This is a genomic window from Paraburkholderia sp. RL17-383-BIF-A, from assembly GCF_046028015.1.
Taxonomy (GTDB): Bacteria; Pseudomonadota; Gammaproteobacteria; order Burkholderiales; family Burkholderiaceae; genus Paraburkholderia.
Map to the genome: position 1 here is coordinate 19995 of NZ_JARESR010000045.1, position 19092 is coordinate 39086.

Annotated in this window: 16 protein-coding genes; 6 read left to right on the top strand and 10 right to left on the bottom strand. The window is 62.8% G+C overall.

Annotated features, from left to right (window positions below):
- Positions 1 to 139: 139 nt before the first annotated feature.
- Both P0D71_RS32780 and P0D71_RS32785 read left to right on the top strand, forming a co-directional pair.
- Positions 140 to 1468 (top strand): phospholipase A, encoded by a 1329-nt coding sequence (locus tag P0D71_RS32780; protein ID WP_408483596.1) that lies wholly within the window; start codon positions 140 to 142, stop codon positions 1466 to 1468.
- A gap of 157 nt (positions 1469 to 1625) precedes the next feature.
- On the top strand, positions 1626 to 1829 hold the full coding sequence (locus P0D71_RS32785; protein ID WP_091793664.1) for a DUF1289 domain-containing protein: 204 nt from the start codon (positions 1626 to 1628) through the stop codon (positions 1827 to 1829).
- Positions 1830 to 1968: 139 nt separating this feature from the next.
- Here P0D71_RS32785 and P0D71_RS32790 read toward each other — a convergent pair whose 3' ends face one another.
- From P0D71_RS32790 to P0D71_RS32800, 3 genes are all read right to left on the bottom strand, one after another.
- Positions 1969 to 2625, bottom strand: a complete 657-nt coding sequence (locus tag P0D71_RS32790) for an OmpW/AlkL family protein (protein ID WP_091793662.1) — start codon at positions 2623 to 2625, stop codon at positions 1969 to 1971.
- Positions 2626 to 2695: 70 nt separating this feature from the next.
- The gene (locus P0D71_RS32795; protein WP_408483597.1) at positions 2696 to 3886 is read right to left on the bottom strand and encodes an NAD(P)H-dependent flavin oxidoreductase; all 1191 of its coding nucleotides are present in this window, start codon (positions 3884 to 3886) and stop codon (positions 2696 to 2698) included.
- A gap of 134 nt (positions 3887 to 4020) precedes the next feature.
- Positions 4021 to 5445 (bottom strand): aldehyde dehydrogenase family protein, encoded by a 1425-nt coding sequence (locus P0D71_RS32800; RefSeq protein WP_408483598.1) that lies wholly within the window; start codon positions 5443 to 5445, stop codon positions 4021 to 4023.
- A 174-nt stretch (positions 5446 to 5619) separates the two neighbouring features.
- On the opposite strand from P0D71_RS32800, the gene P0D71_RS32805 reads away from it, so the two are divergent.
- Entirely contained in the window at positions 5620 to 6816 is a 1197-nt protein-coding gene (locus tag P0D71_RS32805) for an acyltransferase family protein (protein ID WP_408483599.1), read from the top strand.
- A 477-nt stretch (positions 6817 to 7293) separates the two neighbouring features.
- Here P0D71_RS32805 and P0D71_RS32810 read toward each other — a convergent pair whose 3' ends face one another.
- Both P0D71_RS32810 and P0D71_RS32815 read right to left on the bottom strand, forming a co-directional pair.
- Positions 7294 to 8886, bottom strand: a complete 1593-nt coding sequence (locus P0D71_RS32810; protein ID WP_091793656.1) for an ABC-F family ATPase — start codon at positions 8884 to 8886, stop codon at positions 7294 to 7296.
- A gap of 83 nt (positions 8887 to 8969) precedes the next feature.
- Positions 8970 to 10055 carry an NAD(P)-dependent oxidoreductase gene (locus tag P0D71_RS32815; RefSeq protein ID WP_408483600.1) on the bottom strand — a complete coding sequence of 362 codons (1086 nt, stop codon included), beginning with the start codon at positions 10053 to 10055 and terminating at the stop codon, positions 8970 to 8972.
- A gap of 173 nt (positions 10056 to 10228) precedes the next feature.
- Here P0D71_RS32815 and P0D71_RS32820 point away from each other — a divergent pair, with 173 nt between their 5' ends.
- A complete protein-coding gene (locus P0D71_RS32820; RefSeq protein ID WP_091793652.1) occupies positions 10229 to 10435 on the top strand; it encodes a dodecin in 207 nt (68 codons plus the stop codon).
- Between the two features lie 161 nt (positions 10436 to 10596).
- Here the strand turns inward: P0D71_RS32820 and P0D71_RS32825 are convergent, their stop codons facing one another.
- The 4 genes from P0D71_RS32825 to P0D71_RS32840 all read right to left on the bottom strand — a co-directional run bounded on the left by P0D71_RS32825 (position 10597) and on the right by P0D71_RS32840 (position 15519).
- Entirely contained in the window at positions 10597 to 11691 is a 1095-nt protein-coding gene (locus P0D71_RS32825) for a BMP family ABC transporter substrate-binding protein (protein ID WP_408483601.1), read from the bottom strand.
- A gap of 53 nt (positions 11692 to 11744) precedes the next feature.
- The gene (locus tag P0D71_RS32830) at positions 11745 to 12674 is read right to left on the bottom strand and encodes an ABC transporter permease (RefSeq protein ID WP_091793648.1); all 930 of its coding nucleotides are present in this window, start codon (positions 12672 to 12674) and stop codon (positions 11745 to 11747) included.
- A gap of 51 nt (positions 12675 to 12725) precedes the next feature.
- Positions 12726 to 13832 (bottom strand): ABC transporter permease, encoded by a 1107-nt coding sequence (locus P0D71_RS32835; protein ID WP_091793646.1) that lies wholly within the window; start codon positions 13830 to 13832, stop codon positions 12726 to 12728.
- Positions 13833 to 13917: 85 nt separating this feature from the next.
- Complete coding sequence (locus P0D71_RS32840) at positions 13918 to 15519, bottom strand: ABC transporter ATP-binding protein (protein WP_408483602.1); 1602 nt, start codon at positions 15517 to 15519, stop codon at positions 13918 to 13920.
- Between the two features lie 250 nt (positions 15520 to 15769).
- Here P0D71_RS32840 and P0D71_RS32845 point away from each other — a divergent pair, with 250 nt between their 5' ends.
- Positions 15770 to 16702 carry a LysR substrate-binding domain-containing protein gene (locus P0D71_RS32845; RefSeq protein WP_074764203.1) on the top strand — a complete coding sequence of 311 codons (933 nt, stop codon included), beginning with the start codon at positions 15770 to 15772 and terminating at the stop codon, positions 16700 to 16702.
- An 89-nt stretch (positions 16703 to 16791) separates the two neighbouring features.
- Here the strand turns inward: P0D71_RS32845 and P0D71_RS32850 are convergent, their stop codons facing one another.
- Positions 16792 to 18189 (bottom strand): 8-oxoguanine deaminase, encoded by a 1398-nt coding sequence (locus P0D71_RS32850; RefSeq protein WP_408483603.1) that lies wholly within the window; start codon positions 18187 to 18189, stop codon positions 16792 to 16794.
- A gap of 537 nt (positions 18190 to 18726) precedes the next feature.
- On the opposite strand from P0D71_RS32850, the gene uraH reads away from it, so the two are divergent.
- Positions 18727 to 19080: a hydroxyisourate hydrolase gene (gene uraH / locus P0D71_RS32855; RefSeq protein WP_012433320.1), complete on the top strand. Its 354-nt coding sequence runs from the start codon at positions 18727 to 18729 to the stop codon at positions 19078 to 19080.
- Positions 19081 to 19092 lie beyond the last annotated feature (12 nt).

The following is a 19092-nucleotide window of genomic DNA, read 5'->3' on the forward strand; positions in this document are numbered from 1 at the left end:
TTGCGGCGGCCGTTTTTTTGCCCATTTTTTGCGCCGCTTTGGCGCTTCCGCGCGATCGACCGGATGCGCGTTGCATGTGTCGCCGTCTGACGCCTGCTGCACCCGTTTCGCTCGCTGCCCTGCTCCTGGACGACAGCCTATGCGCTTTGACGCTTCAATCGACCGCGTTGCCCGCAATGCCCTCTCTCACGCGCGCCAACCCATTGCGCGCCTTTCCCGCACGGCGCTAGTCGCTGCCTTCCTCACCGGCGCTGTCGTGTCCGGCGAAGCCCGCGCGACGGTCGCGATGCTGCAGCCGCCTCGCGTGGCCGCGGCCAACGAGCCGCTGCAGATCACAATGCTCTACTCCGCCGACGACGCCAAGTCCTTGACCCTCACCGTCCCGCCGACCATTCGCGTGAGTTTGAGTGCAGGCGAGCAGTCGCCGCAGCCACTCGATTTACAGCGCGAGCCAGGCGTGCCCAACACGCTGCATCTGCGGCCAGGCCAATTCCGCAAGGTGCGTTTCTCGGCGCCCTGGCCGGAGTCGGCGCGCGGCGAGGTACGCATCGACCCGGTGGGATTCGACGCCTCGCCCGCGCTCGTCGTGATCAATCGCGGGCCGCAGCAGGACGCGATTGCGCAGGCGGAACGCGCGGAAAGCCAGGCGACCACGCCTGCTCAGGCCGCGGCGACGGCGGCCGTGGTCGGCGGCCCGACCGGCGACGCCATCTCGCCGCCCGGCGACTCGCTCGCGACGACGGGGCGCGGCGTGTTCTCTCACCTTTCCTTTTACGAACCGATGTACATCGGCGCCGGCCACAACGGCGACACGAACGCCCGCCTGCAGTTGAGCTTCAAATACCGCATCCGGATACCGGACGATCTGCGTTCGAAGGCTTTTCTCGACAACCTGTACTTCGCGTATACGCAGACCTCCATCTGGGATCTGTCCGCCGATTCGCGCCCGTTCCGCGACACGACCTACTCGCCGCAACTGTTCTACTACGTGCCGGACACCGGCTGGACGAGCCCATTCTTCACCCGCATGGGTTTTGCGGCGGGCATCGCGCACGAATCGAACGGCAGAGCCGGCGACGCGTCGCGCAGCATCAACATGCCGTTTATCCGGCCGACCTGGGAGTTCGGCGATCTGACGGCTAACCATCTGACCGTGTCGCCGAAAATCTATTACTACGTCGGCACGAGCAGCAACCCCGATATCGCCGACTATCGGGGCTACGTCGATCTGCTGGTCAAATACGGCAGCCCGGACGGCTGGCAACTGGCGACCACGCTGCGCAAAGGCACCAAGCACTGGTACGGCAGCGTGGATACGCAATTCACCTACCCGCTCGCCAAAGTGCTGGGCAGCGCGTGGGGCGGCTATATCTGGGTGGGCTACTTCAACGGCTATGGCGAGGACCTGCTCGACTACAACAACCGTCAACACTGGATGGCGCGGATCGGCTACAGCATTGCGCGCTGAGACGAGCGAGCCGTATCGCTGCGGAACATGCAACGAAACATGCGGCGCAAGCGGCCAACCGTGCGGGAATGGCGGCCACGCCGTTCGCGCACGGCCCGGCGTAGGTCGCGCATCGATTAACATAGCGGAACTTCGCTTCTTCGCCCCAAGGTTTCCGATGGCTTCGAATCTCCACGATCTTCCCGACAGCCCGTGCATCGGCGTCTGTTCCACGCTGTTCGACGAGGTATGCAAAGGCTGCGGCCGCACCGCCACCGAAGTGTCGAACTGGGTTTTCCTGAGCGACGAGGAAAAGCGCGCCGTGTGGGTCCGCATCGAGCAGGAAGGCACGGCCATGCGGTTCGCGAACGACAAGCTATAGGCTGGTCGGACGCTTCCCGCCGCTAGCCTGCGGCAAAGTCGCGTCCAGCTCGAAGCCCCAATGAAAACGCCGGGATATCCCGGCGTTTTTTTGCATGGCGCTTGCGCTCGACGCTTCGCGGACGGGCCGCGAGCGCGCGTCAGAACCGCATCCCGACACCCAGCCCGACCACCACCGGATCGATGCTCAAGCGGCCGAGCGCCTGACCGCCGAGCGTCGCATCCGTGTGCATCCAGATCTTCTTGATGTCCGCGTTGACGAACAGCGACTTGGTCACCTGAACATCGACGCCGGCTTGCAACGCCGGGCCCCAACTGTGGTTGGTGACTCCGATCGACTGACCGCCCGCGTTCAGGCCGTTGTTATAGAACAGCGTGTAGTTCACACCCGCGCCGACATACGGACGAATGCGTCCCGCGTGATTGAAGTGATACTGCAGCAGCAGCGTGGGCGGCAACACGTTCACGCCACCGAGATTGCCTAGGCTCGAGGTCAGTTGATGCCGCGACGTGGCAAGAATCAGCTCGACGCCGAGGTAATCGCGAATCATGTACGTGAAGTCCAGCTCGGGCACGATGGCGTTGTTCACACCCACGTTGAGCGCCGACAGCGTTCCGGTCGTGCTCGAGTTCGGCATGATGCTGATGGCGCGCAGACGCACCAGTACGTCGCCGGCGTGAATGCCGCTCATCGTGTCGTCGCCCGCGGCATGCACCTGCGGCGCGAAAGCGCTTGCACATAGCAGGCTCGAAGCGATCGCGGCGGCCTTGAGTCGGTTCCTCAACGAGTAGTTCATGTGTTTCCCCAAGTAGTTGTTTGCGTGTGGGGATTGTCGAAGCTCTCGGCGCGCGACATGTTGACTCGTATCAAGCCAGCGAGAATGCCAATCGCCCTGCGACAGCCGGTCGCGCCGCGCCCGTGAGCAGCAGTTCGAGCAGATCGTGCACGCTGCGAATGGCCGTGCCGAACGGCAATGCTTCGCGGCCGCGGAAGAACAGACCGTTCGCCACGTCCCCGCGCAAAGCCGCCGCGAGCCGCGTATCGATGCAGAAGTGGCCGAACTTCTCGATACCGTCGCGCCAGCCGCACGCGCTGAGACATTCGAGCGCGGTTGGGCAAGCGTGTTTGAGCGCGCCGACTTTCTCGCGGATTTTCGTTTCGTGGCGCAGATAACGCGCCAGCCACGGCGTCTTTACGGCACGCGCCGGCAATCCCGTCACGCTGACGAATTCGACGATGTCCTCGGGCGTCGCTTCGGCCAGCACGCGCTTGAAGTTCGGATGCGCGTCGCCTTCTTCGGTGACGGCGAACGGCGTACCGAGTTGCACGCCGCTTGCGCCCGCGTTCAGCAGCGCGCGCACCGCTTCGTGACTATTGATGCCACCCGCGACAATCAGCGGTACAGCCTGGCGGTTCAGGCCGAGCGAAGTGAAGACCGTGTCGAGTTCTTCGAGAATGCGGAAGAAATCGAAGCGTTGATCGTGTTGATCGGCCAGGTTGTTGACACCGAGATGACCCCCAGCGTGCGCCGGATGTTCGATCACGACGGCGTCGGGCAGCCGGCCTTTTTTCATCCACTTCTTCAACACGAGTGCGACGCCGCGGCTGTCCGACAGAATCGGAATCAGCGCGATGTCGTGACCTTGAGTCATGTCCGGCAAATCGAGCGGCAGCCCTGCGCCCATGACGATCGCATCGGCACCGTTCTCGCATGCGACGCGCACGTAGTCGGCTTGCGCGCTGACCGCTTTCATCACGTTCACGGCAATCATGCCGCGGCCTTCGCTCAATGCCCTCGCTGAATGGATCTCGCGGGCCAGCGCGGTGAGGTTGGCCTGTTCGAGCGTGGCGCGCTCGGGCGACTCGCGGCAGCGTTCGACCAGGTCGCGATGATGATGCCGCAGGTCGATGCTGGCGACCGTGCCCACTGCGCCTTCGCGGGCGACGCTGCCGGCGAGCCGGTGCGCCGAGATGCCGACGCCCATGCCGCCTTGCACGATCGGCAGTAACGAGCGGCCGCGGATGACGAGCGGCGGGAAAGAATGAGAGTTGAGCATGACTGGCCCAATGACGGATTATCGAAGCGGTGATAATCGTCGGTCGGGCGCAGCCTGCGTTGTTTCAGGTCAATGAGTCGGCACAAGACTGAATCGTATGTGCCGCTCTGTTGATGCCGGTCATCTGAATCGAATCACGCCTTGAATTGCATGGACTTGAGTTCGAGATACTCTTCGAGTCCATAGACCCCGTTTTCGCGCCCGAATCCCGATTGCTTGAAACCGCCGAACGGCGCGGCCATATTCCATGTTCCGCCATTGATATCCACCTGGCCGGTTCGAATCCGCCGCGCAATGCCCGCGGCACGCTCGTCGCTGCCGGCCCAGACCGCGCCGCCGAGACCGTATGGCGAATCGTTGGCAATCCGAACGGCTTCTTCTTCGTCCTTATAGGTCAGAATCGACAGGACCGGGCCGAAGATCTCCTCCTGAGCGATCGTCGCCTTGGGGTGCACGCGGCCAAACACGGTAGGCTTGACGAAGAAGCCCGTCGACACCCCGTCAGGCAAGCCCGCACCGCCTGTCACCAGCTCGGCGCCCTCCTCGATCCCCTTCGCGATGTATTGCTGTACGCGTGCCTGCTGCGCCGCCGACGCCAGCGGGCCCAAGCGGGTCGTCTCGTTGCGCGGATCACCGGCAACATATTTCTCGGCAGCCTGCTTCGCCAGCGTGCGCGCTTCGTCGTAGCGGGCCTCGGGCACCAGCATGCGCGTGTGAGCGGAGCATGTTTGTCCGGAATTCAGAAAGCACGCGCTGACCGTGCCCTTGACCGCCGCGGCGAAATCCGCGTCGTCGAGAATGACCGAGGCCGACTTGCCGCCGAGTTCGAGCGCCACGCGCTTGACCGTCGCCGCGGCCAGCTCGGACACCCGCTTGCCGGCGCGGGTCGAGCCGGTAAACGACACCATGTCGACCGACGGATGGCTCGCCAGCACTTCGCCCACCACCGGCCCATAACCGCTCACCAGGTTGAACACGCCGGCCGGCAGCCCGGCCTCGTGAATCGCCTCGGCAAGCACGAACGCGTTCAGCGGCGCGATCTCCGAAGGTTTCAGCACGACTGTGCAACCAGCGGCGAGCGCGGCCGCGACCTTCAGCGTGACCTGATTGAGTGGATAGTTCCACGGCGTGATCGCGGCCACCACGCCGACCGGCTCGCGCACCACGAGCGAATTGCCGACACGCTCTTCATATTGGAACTCGCTCGCGAGCTTCGCATACGCGCCCCAGTTGTAGACGGGGCCGCCCACCTGAATCGCGCGAGCCAGCTTTAGCGGCATGCCGACTTCGCCGGCGATCAGTCCGGCCAGTTCGTCGGTGCGCGCTTTCAGGTTCGCCGCGATCTTGTACAGATACTCGCCGCGCTCGGCGGCAGGCGTCGCGGCCCAGGCGTCGAAGGCCACGCGCGCGGCGGCGATCGCGCTTTCGGCATCGGCCTCGATGCCTTCGGGGATACGGCCCATGATCTCTTCCGTCCCCGAGTCGATCACGTCGATCGTGCCGGTGCCGCACGGCGCGATCCACTTGCCGCCGATATAGAGTTGGTTGTAGGTCTTCATGGTGGTCGGTCCCTGTCTTTGTCTCCGGAATGGTCTTCTATTCTAACTAGCAGGCCTAGGGAAGGCTGATGCGCGGCGCGTTCGCCAGGAAATAACCGAGACCGGATGTAGTACGATTCGGCATTGACAATGCGAAGTGTCCGCTCGGAAGCCCCATCCAGGGGAACAATTATTATGAATATACTTTCGATATGGCCGACCTTGGTCATTCTCGGCATCACCATCCTCGTCCTGTCGGCGAAACGGGTTTTTTCGTGTCTCGATACCGCTCCTGTTGCACATCAACATCGACTGGATTCAATTGACGGATTGCGTGGCATCCTTGCTTCAGCGGTTGTATTCCATCATTTTGTAATGACCGCCTACAACTTGAAGAATGGGACATCCGGGTTGCCGCCATCGCCCTTTTATTCGTTTATCGGGCCAGGCGCGGTGGCCGTATTCTTCATGATCACGGGATATTTATTTTGGGGTCGCCTGATCGATCGGCAGGGCGATATCAAATGGCTTGAGTTGTATGTCAACCGCGTATTCCGGATTTACCCGCTCTACCTGTTTCTTATCATCGCGTACTTCATATTTGTCATTCGTCATGTCGGCCTTCCGGCAACTCAGACGATGGGTCAAACGGTCGCGCAACTGTCGCAATGGCTTTTTTTCGGAATCGTCAACCAGCCCACGCCGTTCCTGAATCGTCCCGAGTATCTGGGGCTGGTCGGGCAAACCTGGAGCCTTCATTATGAGTGGCTCTTCTACATGGCGCTTCCGCTGCTAGCCAGCTTCGCGCGCGAGAAGGCTACGGTTGCGATCACGGGTTCAGCCTTGATGTTTATGCTGTTCGCTAACAGTGTGATCACCGATCTGACTGTGGTCTTCATTGAACACTTCCTGATCGGCATGCTCACGGCGAGCCTGCTTCGGTCATACCCCAAACTGAAGGGGAATGGCGTCATTCGTTCGTGTATTGCGATTGTTGCGGGTGCATTGGCGATCCAGGTATCGGGAGGTCCCTATACGAATCAGGCAACCGTCCTTCTCGGCATAGCCTTCTTTTGCGTGGCTTCAGGCGCTTCGGCCTTTGGCATATTGACCGCGGCAGGCACGAAACGGCTCGGCAATATCAGCTACAGCATCTACCTGTTGCACGGGCTGATTATCAATCTGCTGATGCAATTCCCCCGCTACAACGCCAATCTCGTCTTCACCACCCAAAGATTCTGGCTCGTCACATTGCTGACATACGCCTGCATCATCGCCGTCTCGATTGCGACTTATTATGTGATCGAGCGAGGTGGCATTAACCTCGGGCGCCGGGTCATTCAAAATCTTCCAGCTAACGCCACGAGATCGAGTAGCGCGCTGGCGGAATAGAAGCGGTTCCGCCCGGCTATCAGGCTACTTAGTCATACTCTCGCGTCGATTCTTGAGCGTAAGCGCGCTTAGTCTGATAGCCCCGCTCCGGTTGATGATTTACACTGAATCCTCACTACGATCTACCGGTCTACGAACGATAACGGGGAGAACGATGACGCCAGCAGAGAGGCACGACCTTTATCAGAGCACGCTTGAGAATTTGGTGCGCGCCAACGCGGCTACGGCGGCGATTCTTCGAGAGGAGACGGAGCGGCGATACGCTGAAACAGAACGCAGGCGCAACGCAGGCCCACTTAGGCGGCTGACCTGGAATCCATTTGCCCAAGCCGCAGCGTTTATCGCGCTCCCGATCCTGGCGGCCCGGTTCCTATCGTTGTGGTAATAGGTGATCTTTAGAACTTGCGACCGGTCATACCCACCGGGAAAACCGATGGGTATGGCCGAGTACATCAGCAATGGCCACAAAGACAGCGCTTACTGCACGCCCTGGCTCAACAAAAAGTCTTCGTAATTACCGCCAAAGTCGTTCAGCGTGCCATCCGTCTTCACCTCGATGATCCGGTTCGCGAGGCCGCTCACGAACTCACGGTCGTGCGAGACGAAAATCAGCGTGCCTTCGAACTTGTCGAGCGCGATCTGCAGCGACTCGATCGACTCCATGTCCATGTGGTTGGTCGGCTCGTCCATCAGCAGCACGTTGTGGCGGCCCAACATGAGCTTGCCCCAGATCATGCGGCCCTTCTCACCGCCGGAGAGCACCTTGACCGACTTGCGGATGTCGTCGGCATTGAACAACAGCCGGCCGAGCGTGCCGCGCACCATCTGTTCGTCGTCGCCTTCCTGGCGATAGCCGTCGATCCACTCCATCAACGTGATGTCGTCCGGAAATTCTTCGTACGTGTCCTGCGGCATGTAGCCGATGTTCGCATTCTCCGCCCACTTCACCGTGCCGTGATCGAGTTGCAGCTTGCCGAGCAGCGAACGCAGCAGCGTGGTCTTGCCCGCGCCGTTCTCGCCGATGATCGCGATACGCTCGCCCGGCTGCACGCTGATGCTGAAGTCGTTGAAGATGGTGCGCTCGTACTTCTTCGAGATCTTCTCGGCCACCACCGCGATGTTATGCAGCTTCTTCTCGTACTCGAAGCGAATGAACGGATTCTGCCGCGACGACGGCTTGAATTCCTCGATCTTGATCTTGTCGATCATCTTCAAACGGCTGGTGGCCTGACGCGCCTTCGACTTGTTCGCCGAGAAGCGGCGCACGAAGTCCTGCAGGTCGGCGACACGTTCCTTCGCCTTCGCGTTGGCATTCTGCTGACGCTCGCGCGCCTGCGTGCTCGCCAGCATGTAGTCGTCGTAATTGCCCGGATAAACCTTCAGCGTGCCGAAGTCCATGTCGGCCATGTGCGTGCAGACCTGGTTCAGGAAGTGGCGATCGTGCGAGATGATGATCATCGTCGAGTTGTACTGGTTGAGCACGTCTTCCAGCCAACGGATCGAGTTGATGTCCAGGTTGTTGGTCGGCTCGTCCAGCAGCAGCACGTCCGGCTTCGAGAACAGCGCCTGTGCGAGCAGCACGCGCAGTTTCCAACCCGGCGCCACGTTGCTCATCGGGCCGTTGTGGTCCTCGATCGCGATGCCGATGCCCAGCAGCAATTCGCCCGCGCGCGCTTCGGCGGTGTAGCCGTCGTACTCGGCGAACTTCGCTTCGAGTTCGGCGGCGTGCATGTAGTCGTCGTCCGTCGCGTCGGGGTTCGCGTAGATCGCGTCGCGCTCGGTCATGGCGGCCCACATTTCGGCGTGGCCCATCATCACCACGTCGAGCACGCGCACGTCTTCGTACGCGAACTGATCCTGGCGCAATTTACCGAGGCGGATGTTCGGTTCGAGCATGACGTTGCCCGAACTCGGCTCCAGGTCGCTGCCCAGAATCTTCATGAACGTGGACTTGCCGCAGCCGTTCGCACCAATCAGGCCATAGCGGTTCCCTCCCCCGAATTTGACCGAGATATTCTCGAAGAGGGGCTTTGGCCCGAATTGCATGGTGATATTGGCGGTAGACAGCACGGCGCGTCCCTTTGAATGTGATATCGGCGAAAAACCCAATATTTTAGCAGGTTATCGCGATTTCAACCCGCGCGCGTGTCGCGCTACTGGCTTTGGATACCGCGCGGCGTCTGCAAAACGTCGATGAAGGCCGACAGGTCGGCCTCGCCGAGACCCATCGCCGCTCCCAGCCGCAGCAATTGCTGGACCGTCGACGAGACCGGCATCGGCGTGCCAGTCTCGTACGCGGTCGCCGCCACCGTGTCGATGTCCTTTTGAAAGGTCCGGAACGCGCCGATCGGTGCGAGGCCGCTTTGCGTCATGCGCGGCACGAAAATCTGCAGCAGCACCGAATCGGCCCAGCCGCCGGCGAGACCTTCGGTCAGCCGGGAGGCGTCGAGCCCGCTGCGCTGCGCGAGGCTGACCGCCTCGGCGATCGCCGCCAGCGTTGCCGTGACGATGGTCTGATTGCACAGTTTGGCGGTCTGGCCGGCGCCGACTTCGCCCATATGCGTGACACGCGACGCGTAGGCGCCGAGCAGCGGTTTGACGGCCTCGATGTCCGCCGCGGCGCCGCCTGCCATGATGGCCAGCGTGCCGGCGGTGGCGCCGGCCACGCCGCCTGAAACCGGCGCGTCGATCCAGCCGATGCTGCCGGCCGCCGCACTTTCGACCGCGTTCGGGTTCGCGCCGGCGCCGGTGTTCTCGCGAGCGCCTGTGCGTGGGTCTGCACCTGCACGTGCGCCTGTACCGGCGTCCCTTGCTCCACGTGCGCCGTCGCCCACACCCGCGTCCTCGCCCATACCTGCGCCCCCGTCCACACTTCCGGCCGTGCGAACCGCCGTCAGCGCCGCCGCACGCTGCGCGAGAGCGCGCGTCGCGGCCGGCGGAATGCTGGAGTGATCGACGATCCAGCGCAAACGGCCCGCTACCGGCGCATCCCCGCTCAAAAGGCCCGACGCGCCGAAAACGGTTTCTTCGACCGCGGCCGCGTCAGCGACACACAGCAGCACCGCCTCACACCGTGCCGCGAGTTCGCGCGGCGTGTCGACCACCCGAGCGCCGTCCGCCAGCAGCGCTTCCGCCTTGGCACGCGTGCGATTCCAGACATGCACGGTATGCCCCGCGCGCAGCAGATGCCGGATCATCGGCGCGCCCATCAAACCGGGACCGCAAAAACCAATTTCCACTTTCGAACCTCGTCGGATTTCAGATTGAGTTGCGCGGACATGATAACGGCCGCGTCTGGCCGCGGTATAGCGGGCACGGCATGTGCGGATTGACTTGCTCGAGCGAGGGCCGTTCGCGGCGCTGGCGTTGCCTATACTTTTTGAACACCAACGAAGATCAAAGGAGGAAGTTCATGTCAGAACACGTCTACAAACAGATCGAACTGACCGGCTCGTCGACCAAATCGATCGACGACGCCATCAGCACAGCCATTGCCAAAGCGTCGAAAACGCTGCGCAATCTGCACTGGTTCGAAGTGACGGAGACTCGGGGCCAGATCGAAAACGACAAGGTGGCTTACTGGCAGGTGACGATCAAGGTCGGCTTGCGCATCGACTGACGTAAGGCCGGCGAGAGCCGGCAATGTCCGGCGGGAAAAATCCGAAGTAAAAAAAAGCTGCGTCCGAACCGGACGCAGCGCTCTAGAGCAGCGGTTGCTGAGACCGCCGCCTGGTCGACCTTCTGGCGCCGCTTGCTGACGCCGCTACGCCACGAACGCAGTTACTTCGGCAGCGACCCGTCCACGCCTTCGACGTACCAGTTCAGGCGTTGCAGTTCCGGATCGGTCAGCGTCTTGCCGGCCGGCACCTTCACCGCGCCGGACTGGTCCTTGATCGGGCCGGTGAACACGTCCCACTTGCCGCCCGCCAGTTCGTCGCGCTTGGCCGAAACCTGCTTCTGCGCGTCAGCCGGAATCGCGGACGTGTTCAGATCTTCGAGGTTGACGGCCTTCTGCGGAATGCCCCACCATACTGGATCGTTCTTCCACTTGCCGTCCAGCACCTGCTGGATCGCCGCGTTGTAGTACACGCCCCAGTGCGCGACCACCGAACCGAGGTGCGCGTCGGGACCGAACTTCTTCATATCCGAATCCCAGCCGAACGCGTGCACGTGCTTGGCCGACGCCGTGGCGAGCGTGGCGCTCGAATCGGTGTTTTGCAGCAGCACGTCGGCGCCCTGGCCGATCAGCGTTTCAGCCGCCTGCTTTTCCTTGCCCGGATCGAACCAGCTGTTGATCCAGATGACCTTGGTATGCACCTTCGGGTTCACCGAACGCGCGCCGAGCGTGTACGCGTTGATGTTGCGGATCACTTCCGGAATCGGCACCGAAGCCACGAAGCCGAGCGTGTTGGTCTTCGTCACGTAACCCGCGGCGACGCCCGCGAGGTAAGCGCCCTGGTACATGCGCACGTCATAGGTGCCGAAGTTCGGCGCCTTCTTGTAGCCGGTTGCGTGCAGGAAAACGGTGTCCGGAAAGTCCTTCGCGACCTTCAGTTCAAAGTCCTGATAGCCGAAGCTCGAACCGATGATGATCTTGTTGCCCTTATTCGCCAGATCGCGGAACACGCGCTCGGAGTCGGCCGACTCAGGCACGTTTTCAATGCGCGTGATCTTGACCTTGCTGCCGAACTTCGCTTCCGCTTCCTTCGAGCCCTGGTCGTGCGCGAAGGTCCAGCCGGCATCGCCCGGATTGCCGAGGTAGACGAACGCGACGCCCGGCGCATCGGTGGCCTGCGCGCTTTGCGCGAGCGGCGCGGCGAGCGCGAGCGAGGCCGCGCCCCATGCGAAAGCGGTCAGCAGATTTCTTCTCTTCATGTTTTCTCCTGTCGTGTTTGTCGAATGATGTGAAACGTCGGGTCGATGGTCGGTCAGCCCGCCGAGAAAAACGGTTTGCCCAGCGATGCGGGCGCATTCAGACGAATCGTGTTCGGATTGCGCGAGATCAGCACCAGCACGACGACCGTCGCGACGTAAGGCAGCATCGCGAGGAATTGCGTCGGCACCGGCACGCCGATCGCCTGGGCGTAGAACTGCAGGCCGGTCACGGCGCCGAACAACAGCGCGCCGATCAGCAGGCGCCCCGGGCGCCACGTCGCGAACACGACCAATGCGAGCGCGATCCAGCCGCGGCCCGAAGTGAGCTGCTCCTGCCACAGGTGCAGATTGACGATCGAATAATAGCCGCCCGCGAGCCCGGCCATGCCGCCGCCGAAAGCCACCGCGCCGTAGCGCACGCCGACCACTGGAAAGCCCACCGAGTGCGCAACTTGCGGCGACTCGCCGACCGAGCGCAGCACGAGACCCGCGCGGGTACGGTACAGGAACCAGCCGATCACCGCGAACATCAGGAACGCGAGGTAATCGAGCGGCGTGAGGCTGAAGAACGCGGGCCCGAGCACCGGAATCTTCGAGAGGCCGGGAATGGTCCACGTGTCGATGGTCGCGCGCACCGCGGCCGACGTGTAGGGCTTACCGACATACGCCGAAAGACCAATGCCGAAGATGGTCAGCGAGAGGCCGGTGGCGACCTGGTTGGCGAGCATGGTGAGCGTGAGAAAGGCGAACAGCAGCGACATCGCGAGACCGGCGCCGATCGCGGCGAGCACGCCGAGCCACGGGTTGCCGGTGATCGCGGTGACCGCGTAGCCGGTCACCGCGCCCATCAGCATCATGCCTTCGACGCCGAGGTTGAGGACGCCCGATTTTTCGGTGACGAGTTCGCCCGCGCCCGCGAACATCAGCGGAATCGCGGCGGTGACGGCGCTCGAAGTGAGCGAGCTGGCTTGTTGAATGTCCATGGAGATCCGGCGCAAAAATCAGTGAGCAATGAGCGAATATTGGCGAACCGGTCAGTGAACCTGGGCGGCCAGGGAGCGGCGGCGCACACGGTAGTTCACGAACAGGTCGGCACCCAGCAGGCAGAACAGCAACAGCCCTTGGAACACGCCGGAAAGCGCCTGCGGCAGTTGCATCGAGGTCTGCACCGCTTCGCCGCCGAGATACAGCAACGCCATCAGCAGGCTCGCGAGCACGATGCCGAGCGGATGCAACCGTCCCACGAACACGACGATGATCGCCGTGAAGCCGTAACCCGGCGACCACGTGGCCTGCAATTGTCCGATCGGGCCGGCGATCTCCCCCATGCCGGCGAGGCCCGCGAGGCCGCCGCTGATCAGCAGCGAAGTCCAGATGGTTTTCTTGTCGGAGAAGCCGGCGTAGCGCGCGGCGAGCGGCGCGAGACCGCCGACGTTCATGCGGTAGCCCGCGAAGCTTTTGCGCATGAAGACCCACACGAGCGGAATCGCGATCAGCGTGACGAATACCGAGGCGTTCAGGCGCGTGCCGCGCAGCCATTTGATGTGCCAGTCGCCGGAGAAAGTCGGATAGAGCGCGTCGCCGCTGAACATCTCCGAGAGCGGGAAGTTCATGCCTTGCGGGTCGCGCCACGGGCCGCTCACCAGATAGATCAGCAGTTGCGTGGCCACATAGGTGAGCATCAGGCTGACGAGAATCTCGTTGGTGTTGAAGCGGCTCTTGAGCAGCGCCGGAATCGCCGCCCACGCCATGCCGCCGAGCACGCCGGCGATCATCATCGTCGGCAAAATCCACCAGCCGGTGGCCTGATCGAAATAGATTGCGACGCCGCTCGCGGCGATGCCGCCGAGCAACATCTGCCCTTCGGCGCCGATGTTCCACACATTGGCGCGATAGCCGATGGCAAGCCCGAGGCCGATCAGGCACAGCGGCGACGCCTTGAGCAGCAGCTCGGACCAGCCGTTCACGCTGGAGAGCGGCTCGATGAAAAACGCGTGCATGGCCTGCAACGGATCACGGCCGACGAGGCTGAAGATCAGAAAGCCGATCGCGAGCGTGAGCAACGCGGCGATCAGCGGCACGGCGAGCTGCATGGTGCGCGAGGGCGTCGTGCGTGCTTCGAGTCGATACGGAAGGATCATGGGTAGCGTGTGCTTATCTGGGTTCTGCTTATGGTTCTGGTTCTCATGCCAGGCGACCTGCCGCGCGTGCGCGGCAGACGTCGGATCAGGCGTGCGCCGGCTGTTCCGCGGATGGCGCCGCGCCTTCGCGGTCGCCGAACAGGCCCGCCATCCAGCGGCCGATTTCCTCGGCATTGGTCGCCCCCGTGGCGCGCACCGGCGAGAGTCTGCCGCCGGCGAGCACCGCAATGCGATCGCAGATGTCGAACAACTCTTCCAACTCCTCCGAGATCACCAGGATCGCCACGCCGCGCGCCGACAGGTCGAGCAGTTGCTGGCGAATGAACGCCGCCGCGCCGACGTCGACGCCCCACGTCGGTTGCGCGACCACTAGCACCTTGGGCGCCTGCAGAATCTCGCGGCCCATGATGTACTTCTGCAGGTTGCCGCCAGAAAGACTTTGCGCGAGCGCTTCGGAGCCGCCGCAGCGCACGTCGAACGCCTCGATGCAGCGTTTCGCAAACGCCCGCATCGCGCCCGCCTTGATCCAGCCCGAGCTCACCATCTGCTGACGATGCGCGGTGAGCAGCGCGTTTTCCGACAGCGTCATGGCCGGCACCGCGCCGCGGCCGAGGCGCTCTTCCGGCACGAAGCCGAAGCCGAGCGCGCGCCGCCCGCCCGCGCCGAGGCGCCCTGCCGCCTTGCCGCAAATCGTGACGGCGTCGGCGCGCACGCCCCGCTTTTCGCCCGACAGGGCCGATAGCAATTCCGCCTGTCCGTTGCCCGAGACGCCGGCGATGCCGAATATTTCGCCCGCATGCACGCTGAACGACACCTCACGCAGCGAGGTGCCGAACGGGTCGTCGCTTTCCACCGAGAGCTGCTTCACGTCGAGCAGCACCGCGCCCGGATTGTGCTCGCGACGCGTGTAATCCGGCAGCGAATGACCGACCATCAATTGCGCGAGCGACGCGTGGGTTTCGCCCTTCGGCTTCACATGACCGGTCACGCGGCCGCCGCGCATCACCGTCGCGGTGTCGCACAGTTCCTGGATTTCGTCGAGCTTGTGGCTGATGTACAGGATGCTGCAGCCTTCGGCGGCGAGGCGTCGCAGCGTCTCGAACAGCTTGCGGACCGCTTGCGGTGTCAGCACCGAAGTCGGTTCGTCCATGATCAGCAGACGCGGGTTCTGCAGCAGGCAGCGCACGATCTCGACGCGTTGCCGCTCGCCCACGGTCAGGCTATGCACGTGACGCTGCGGGTCGATATCGAGGCCGTAGTCGGCGGAGACTTCGCGGATACGCTTCGAGAGCGTCTTCAGATCGAAGGGTTCGTCGAGTGCGAGCGCGATGTTTTCGCCGACCGTGAGCGTCTCGAACAGCGAAAAGTGCTGGAACACCATGCCGACACCCAGCTTGCGCGCCGCTGCCGGACTGCCAATCTCCACCACCTGGCCTTCCCAGCGGATCTCGCCGGCGTCGGGCCGCACCGCGCCGTAGATGATTTTCATCAGCGTGCTTTTGCCGGCGCCATTCTCGCCGAGCACAGCATGGATTTCGCCCGGCGCGACGATCAACGTGACGTCGTCGTTGGCTCGCACGGCCGGATATTGTTTGGTGATGCCCTGGAGCACCAACCGGGGCGCCGTCTGTTCCGGCCTGTGTGCCGGCTGCGCGGCGGCGCCGTCGCTATAAGAAGAGTCGCTCATGTGATTCCGTAGTACGTCAGTGACTGCCGGTTTCAGCGCATCCGCCCACCGTGCCGGCAGACGATCCGTCACCACAACCGGATGACAATACCTAATTCGACCCAGTCAGTCGAGCCATCAAAATTCCCGCAAACCCGCGCCGCAGCGTGCTCTGCGGGTATCCCACTCTTGACGCGGCTTTGTGTTCATATTAAAAGTCATATACCCCCACGCCAGCTCGATCAGCCAGAACATATATTTCGGAGAAGTCATGAGTCAGCAACGCGAGGCGATCGATACATATCTATTACGCGTCTTGCATACCCTGTTGATGGAACGCAGCGTCACGCGCGCGGCCGTCAAACTGAATCAATCGCAACCCGCCATCAGCGCGGCGCTGCGCCGTTTGCGCGACATCACCGGCGACCCGCTGCTGGTACGCGGCAAATCCGGCATGGTGCCGACGGAATACGGTCTGCGCCTGCTCGAACCGGTGCAGAACGCGCTGCGCGAGATCGAACGCATCAAGTTCCAGCAGCACAACTTCGATCCGGCCACTTCCATCCGCTGCTACCGGATCGGCTGCCCGGACTACCTGAACGTGCTGTTCGTGCCCACGGTGGTCGAACGCTTTCGCCAGGCCGCGCCGAACGCGACGCTCGAGTTTCATTCGCTCGGGCCGGCCTTCGACTACGAACTCGCGCTCGAAGACGGCAAGCTCGACATCGTGGTCGGCAACTGGCCGGAGCCGCCGGAGCAGTTGCACCTGTCGAACCTGTTCGTCGATCAGATCGTCTGCCTGATGAGCAACACGCATCCCTTCGCCAAACGCGGCGGGCTCACGCTCGACCAGTACCTGAACGCTCCGCATCTCGCGCCTACTCCTTATTCGGTGGGCCAGCGCGGCGCGATCGACGTGCACCTCGCGCGCGAGCGGTTAAAGCGTCATGTGGTCGTGACCTTGCCGTACTTCAATCTGGCGCCGTACGTGCTGATCAAGTCCGACCTGATCTTTACGACGACGCGCCTCTTTGCCGATTACTACGCCAAGTTCCTGCCGCTCACCGTCGTGCCCGCACCGCTCGATTTCCCGCCGATGCAGTATTACCAGCTGTGGCACGAGCGCGTGCATTACTCCGACGAAGTGCGCTGGCTGCGCAGTCTGGTCGCCGAAGCGACCAAGACGTTGATCGACAAGCCTTAATCAGTTGTTTTGCCGGTTACCGGCGGCCGCGTGTGTCGCCGCCGGCAGCCTTGCCTTCATGGTGCTTGCTTCTTCGTTCTCTCTTCTCGTTACGCCGCCGCTTCGTAAAGCGTCTTCGCCAACCGGTTGTGCTGCTCGATGACCGGCCCGAGTTCCAGCGTCGTCAATTGCCCTTCCTTCACGACCACCTTGCCGCCGATCACGCTGTAGCTCACCTGCGACGGCGCGCAGAACACCAGCGCCGCGACCGGGTCATGCAACGCGCCCGCAAAGAGCGGCTGGCGCAGGTCGAACGATACGAAGTCCGCCGCCATGCCTGGCGCCAGCGCGCCGATATCGTCGCGGTTGAGCACCTTCGCGCCGCCGAGCGTCGCAATCTCCAAGGCTTCACGCGCGGTCATCGCATCCGGCCCGAAGCCGACCCGCTGCAGCAGCAGCGCCTGACGCACTTCGGCGACCATCTGCGCACCGTCGTTCGACGCTGAACCGTCGACACCCAGGCCCACCGGCACGCCCGCCAAACGCATGCGCTTGACCGGCGCGATGCCCGACGCGAGCCGCATGTTCGAACACGGACAATGCGCGACGCCAGTGCCGGTGCGCGCGAACAGTTCGATGCCCGCGTCGTCGAGTTGCACGCAGTGCGCGTGCCACACATCGTGACCGACCCAGCCGAGGTCTTCCGCATACTCCGCCGGCGTCATACCGAACTTCTCGCGGCTATACGCGATGTCGTTGACGTTCTCCGCCAGGTGCGTATGCATCGACACGCCGTACTGCCGCGCCATGACCGCCGATTCGCGCATCAGATCGCGGCTCACCGAGAACGGCGAGCACGGCGCGACCACCACACGCAACATCGCGTAACGGCCTTCGTCGTGGTACGTCTCGATCAGACGCTGCGTATCCTTCAGAATGTCCGCTTCACGTTCCACCACCGAATCCGGCGGCAGTCCGCCGTCTTTCTGCCCCACGCTCATGCTGCCGCGCGCCGCGTGAAAACGCATACCGATCCGGCGCGCTGCGGCGATGCTGTCGTCGAGCCGGCTGCCGTTCGGATAGATATACAAATGGTCGCTCGAAGTCGTGCAACCGGACAGCAACAGCTCGGCCATGGCTGTGAGCGTCGAGACTTCGATCATCTCCGGCGTGAGGTTCGCCCACACCTTGTAGAGGTTGGTCAGCCAGCCGAACAACTCGGCGTTCTGCGCGGCAGGAATCGCGCGCGTCAGACTTTGATACATGTGGTGGTGCGTGTTCACCAGACCCGGAATCACCAGATGCCCGCGCATATCCAGCACTTCGTCGGCGGCTTGCGGCAGTTCCGCCGTCGGGCCGACCGCGACGATGCGGTTGTCTTCGATATACAGGCCGCCGTCGCGCAGTTCGCGCCGGTCGCCGTCCATCGTAACCAGCACGTCTGCGTGCTTGACCAGCATCGTTTTCTTCGGCTTATTCGTTTGATTGGCCGTCTGTTCCATCGTCATTCGTTTCTCCGCTTCATTGCTTCCGTGCAAAGCCGTTCGAACGCGATGTGACGGCACGCCACCGTGCCGCCGCGTCCCGTCGAACGCCGTTGGCCCGGTTACCCAGCGTGTTTCCGCCGTCTTCGGGGTGCGTTGCGGCTGGTTCGTCATCGATTCCTGTTTGCTGCAACGCACAGACGTAACCTTCGACGGCCAAAATAATGCTGACAACTCACGCCAATGCGATACCCAACCTCACGCTGCCGATATAGTGGGCCTTTTTTGGCGCCGGTACGATCCGCCGGTAAGACAAATGCAGCGTAAAGGTCGGGAAAACCCGCTCGTTATGGCTTTCAGCAGGCTGTCTGTCATGCGCCAGCTATTATCTTTCCTATCTCGCGCGCGCTGAACGGAACAACCTTTTTACAATGGCTGCCACGGCGCTCGCTTCAATTCGCCGACGGGTATGTAGCCACTGACGTGGAGCCTCGATCCGCCGCAAACGTATCTGGATCGGGCTGCCGCCGAAACCTCGCATTCACATAAGGAAAATTGCGAATGGGAAAGCTCACTACCCATGTGCTCGACACCGCGAACGGCCGTCCCGGCGCGGGCATCAAGGTCGAACTCTTCGCGCTCTCAGGCGATACGCGCCGCGCGCTCAAAACCACCACCACCAATGACGACGGTCGTTGCGACCAGCCGCTGCTCGAAGGCGACGCGCTAGTCGCGGGCGAATACGAACTCGTGTTCGGCGCCGGCGACTACTTCGCGTCGATCGGCACGAAGGTTCCGGAGCCGCGTTTCGTCGATCGTGTCGTGCTGCGCTTCGGCGTGGCCGATGCCGGCGCGCACTATCACGTGCCGTTGCTGGTGTCGCCGTGGTCGTACAGCACCTATCGCGGCAGCTAAGGAGATATCTGC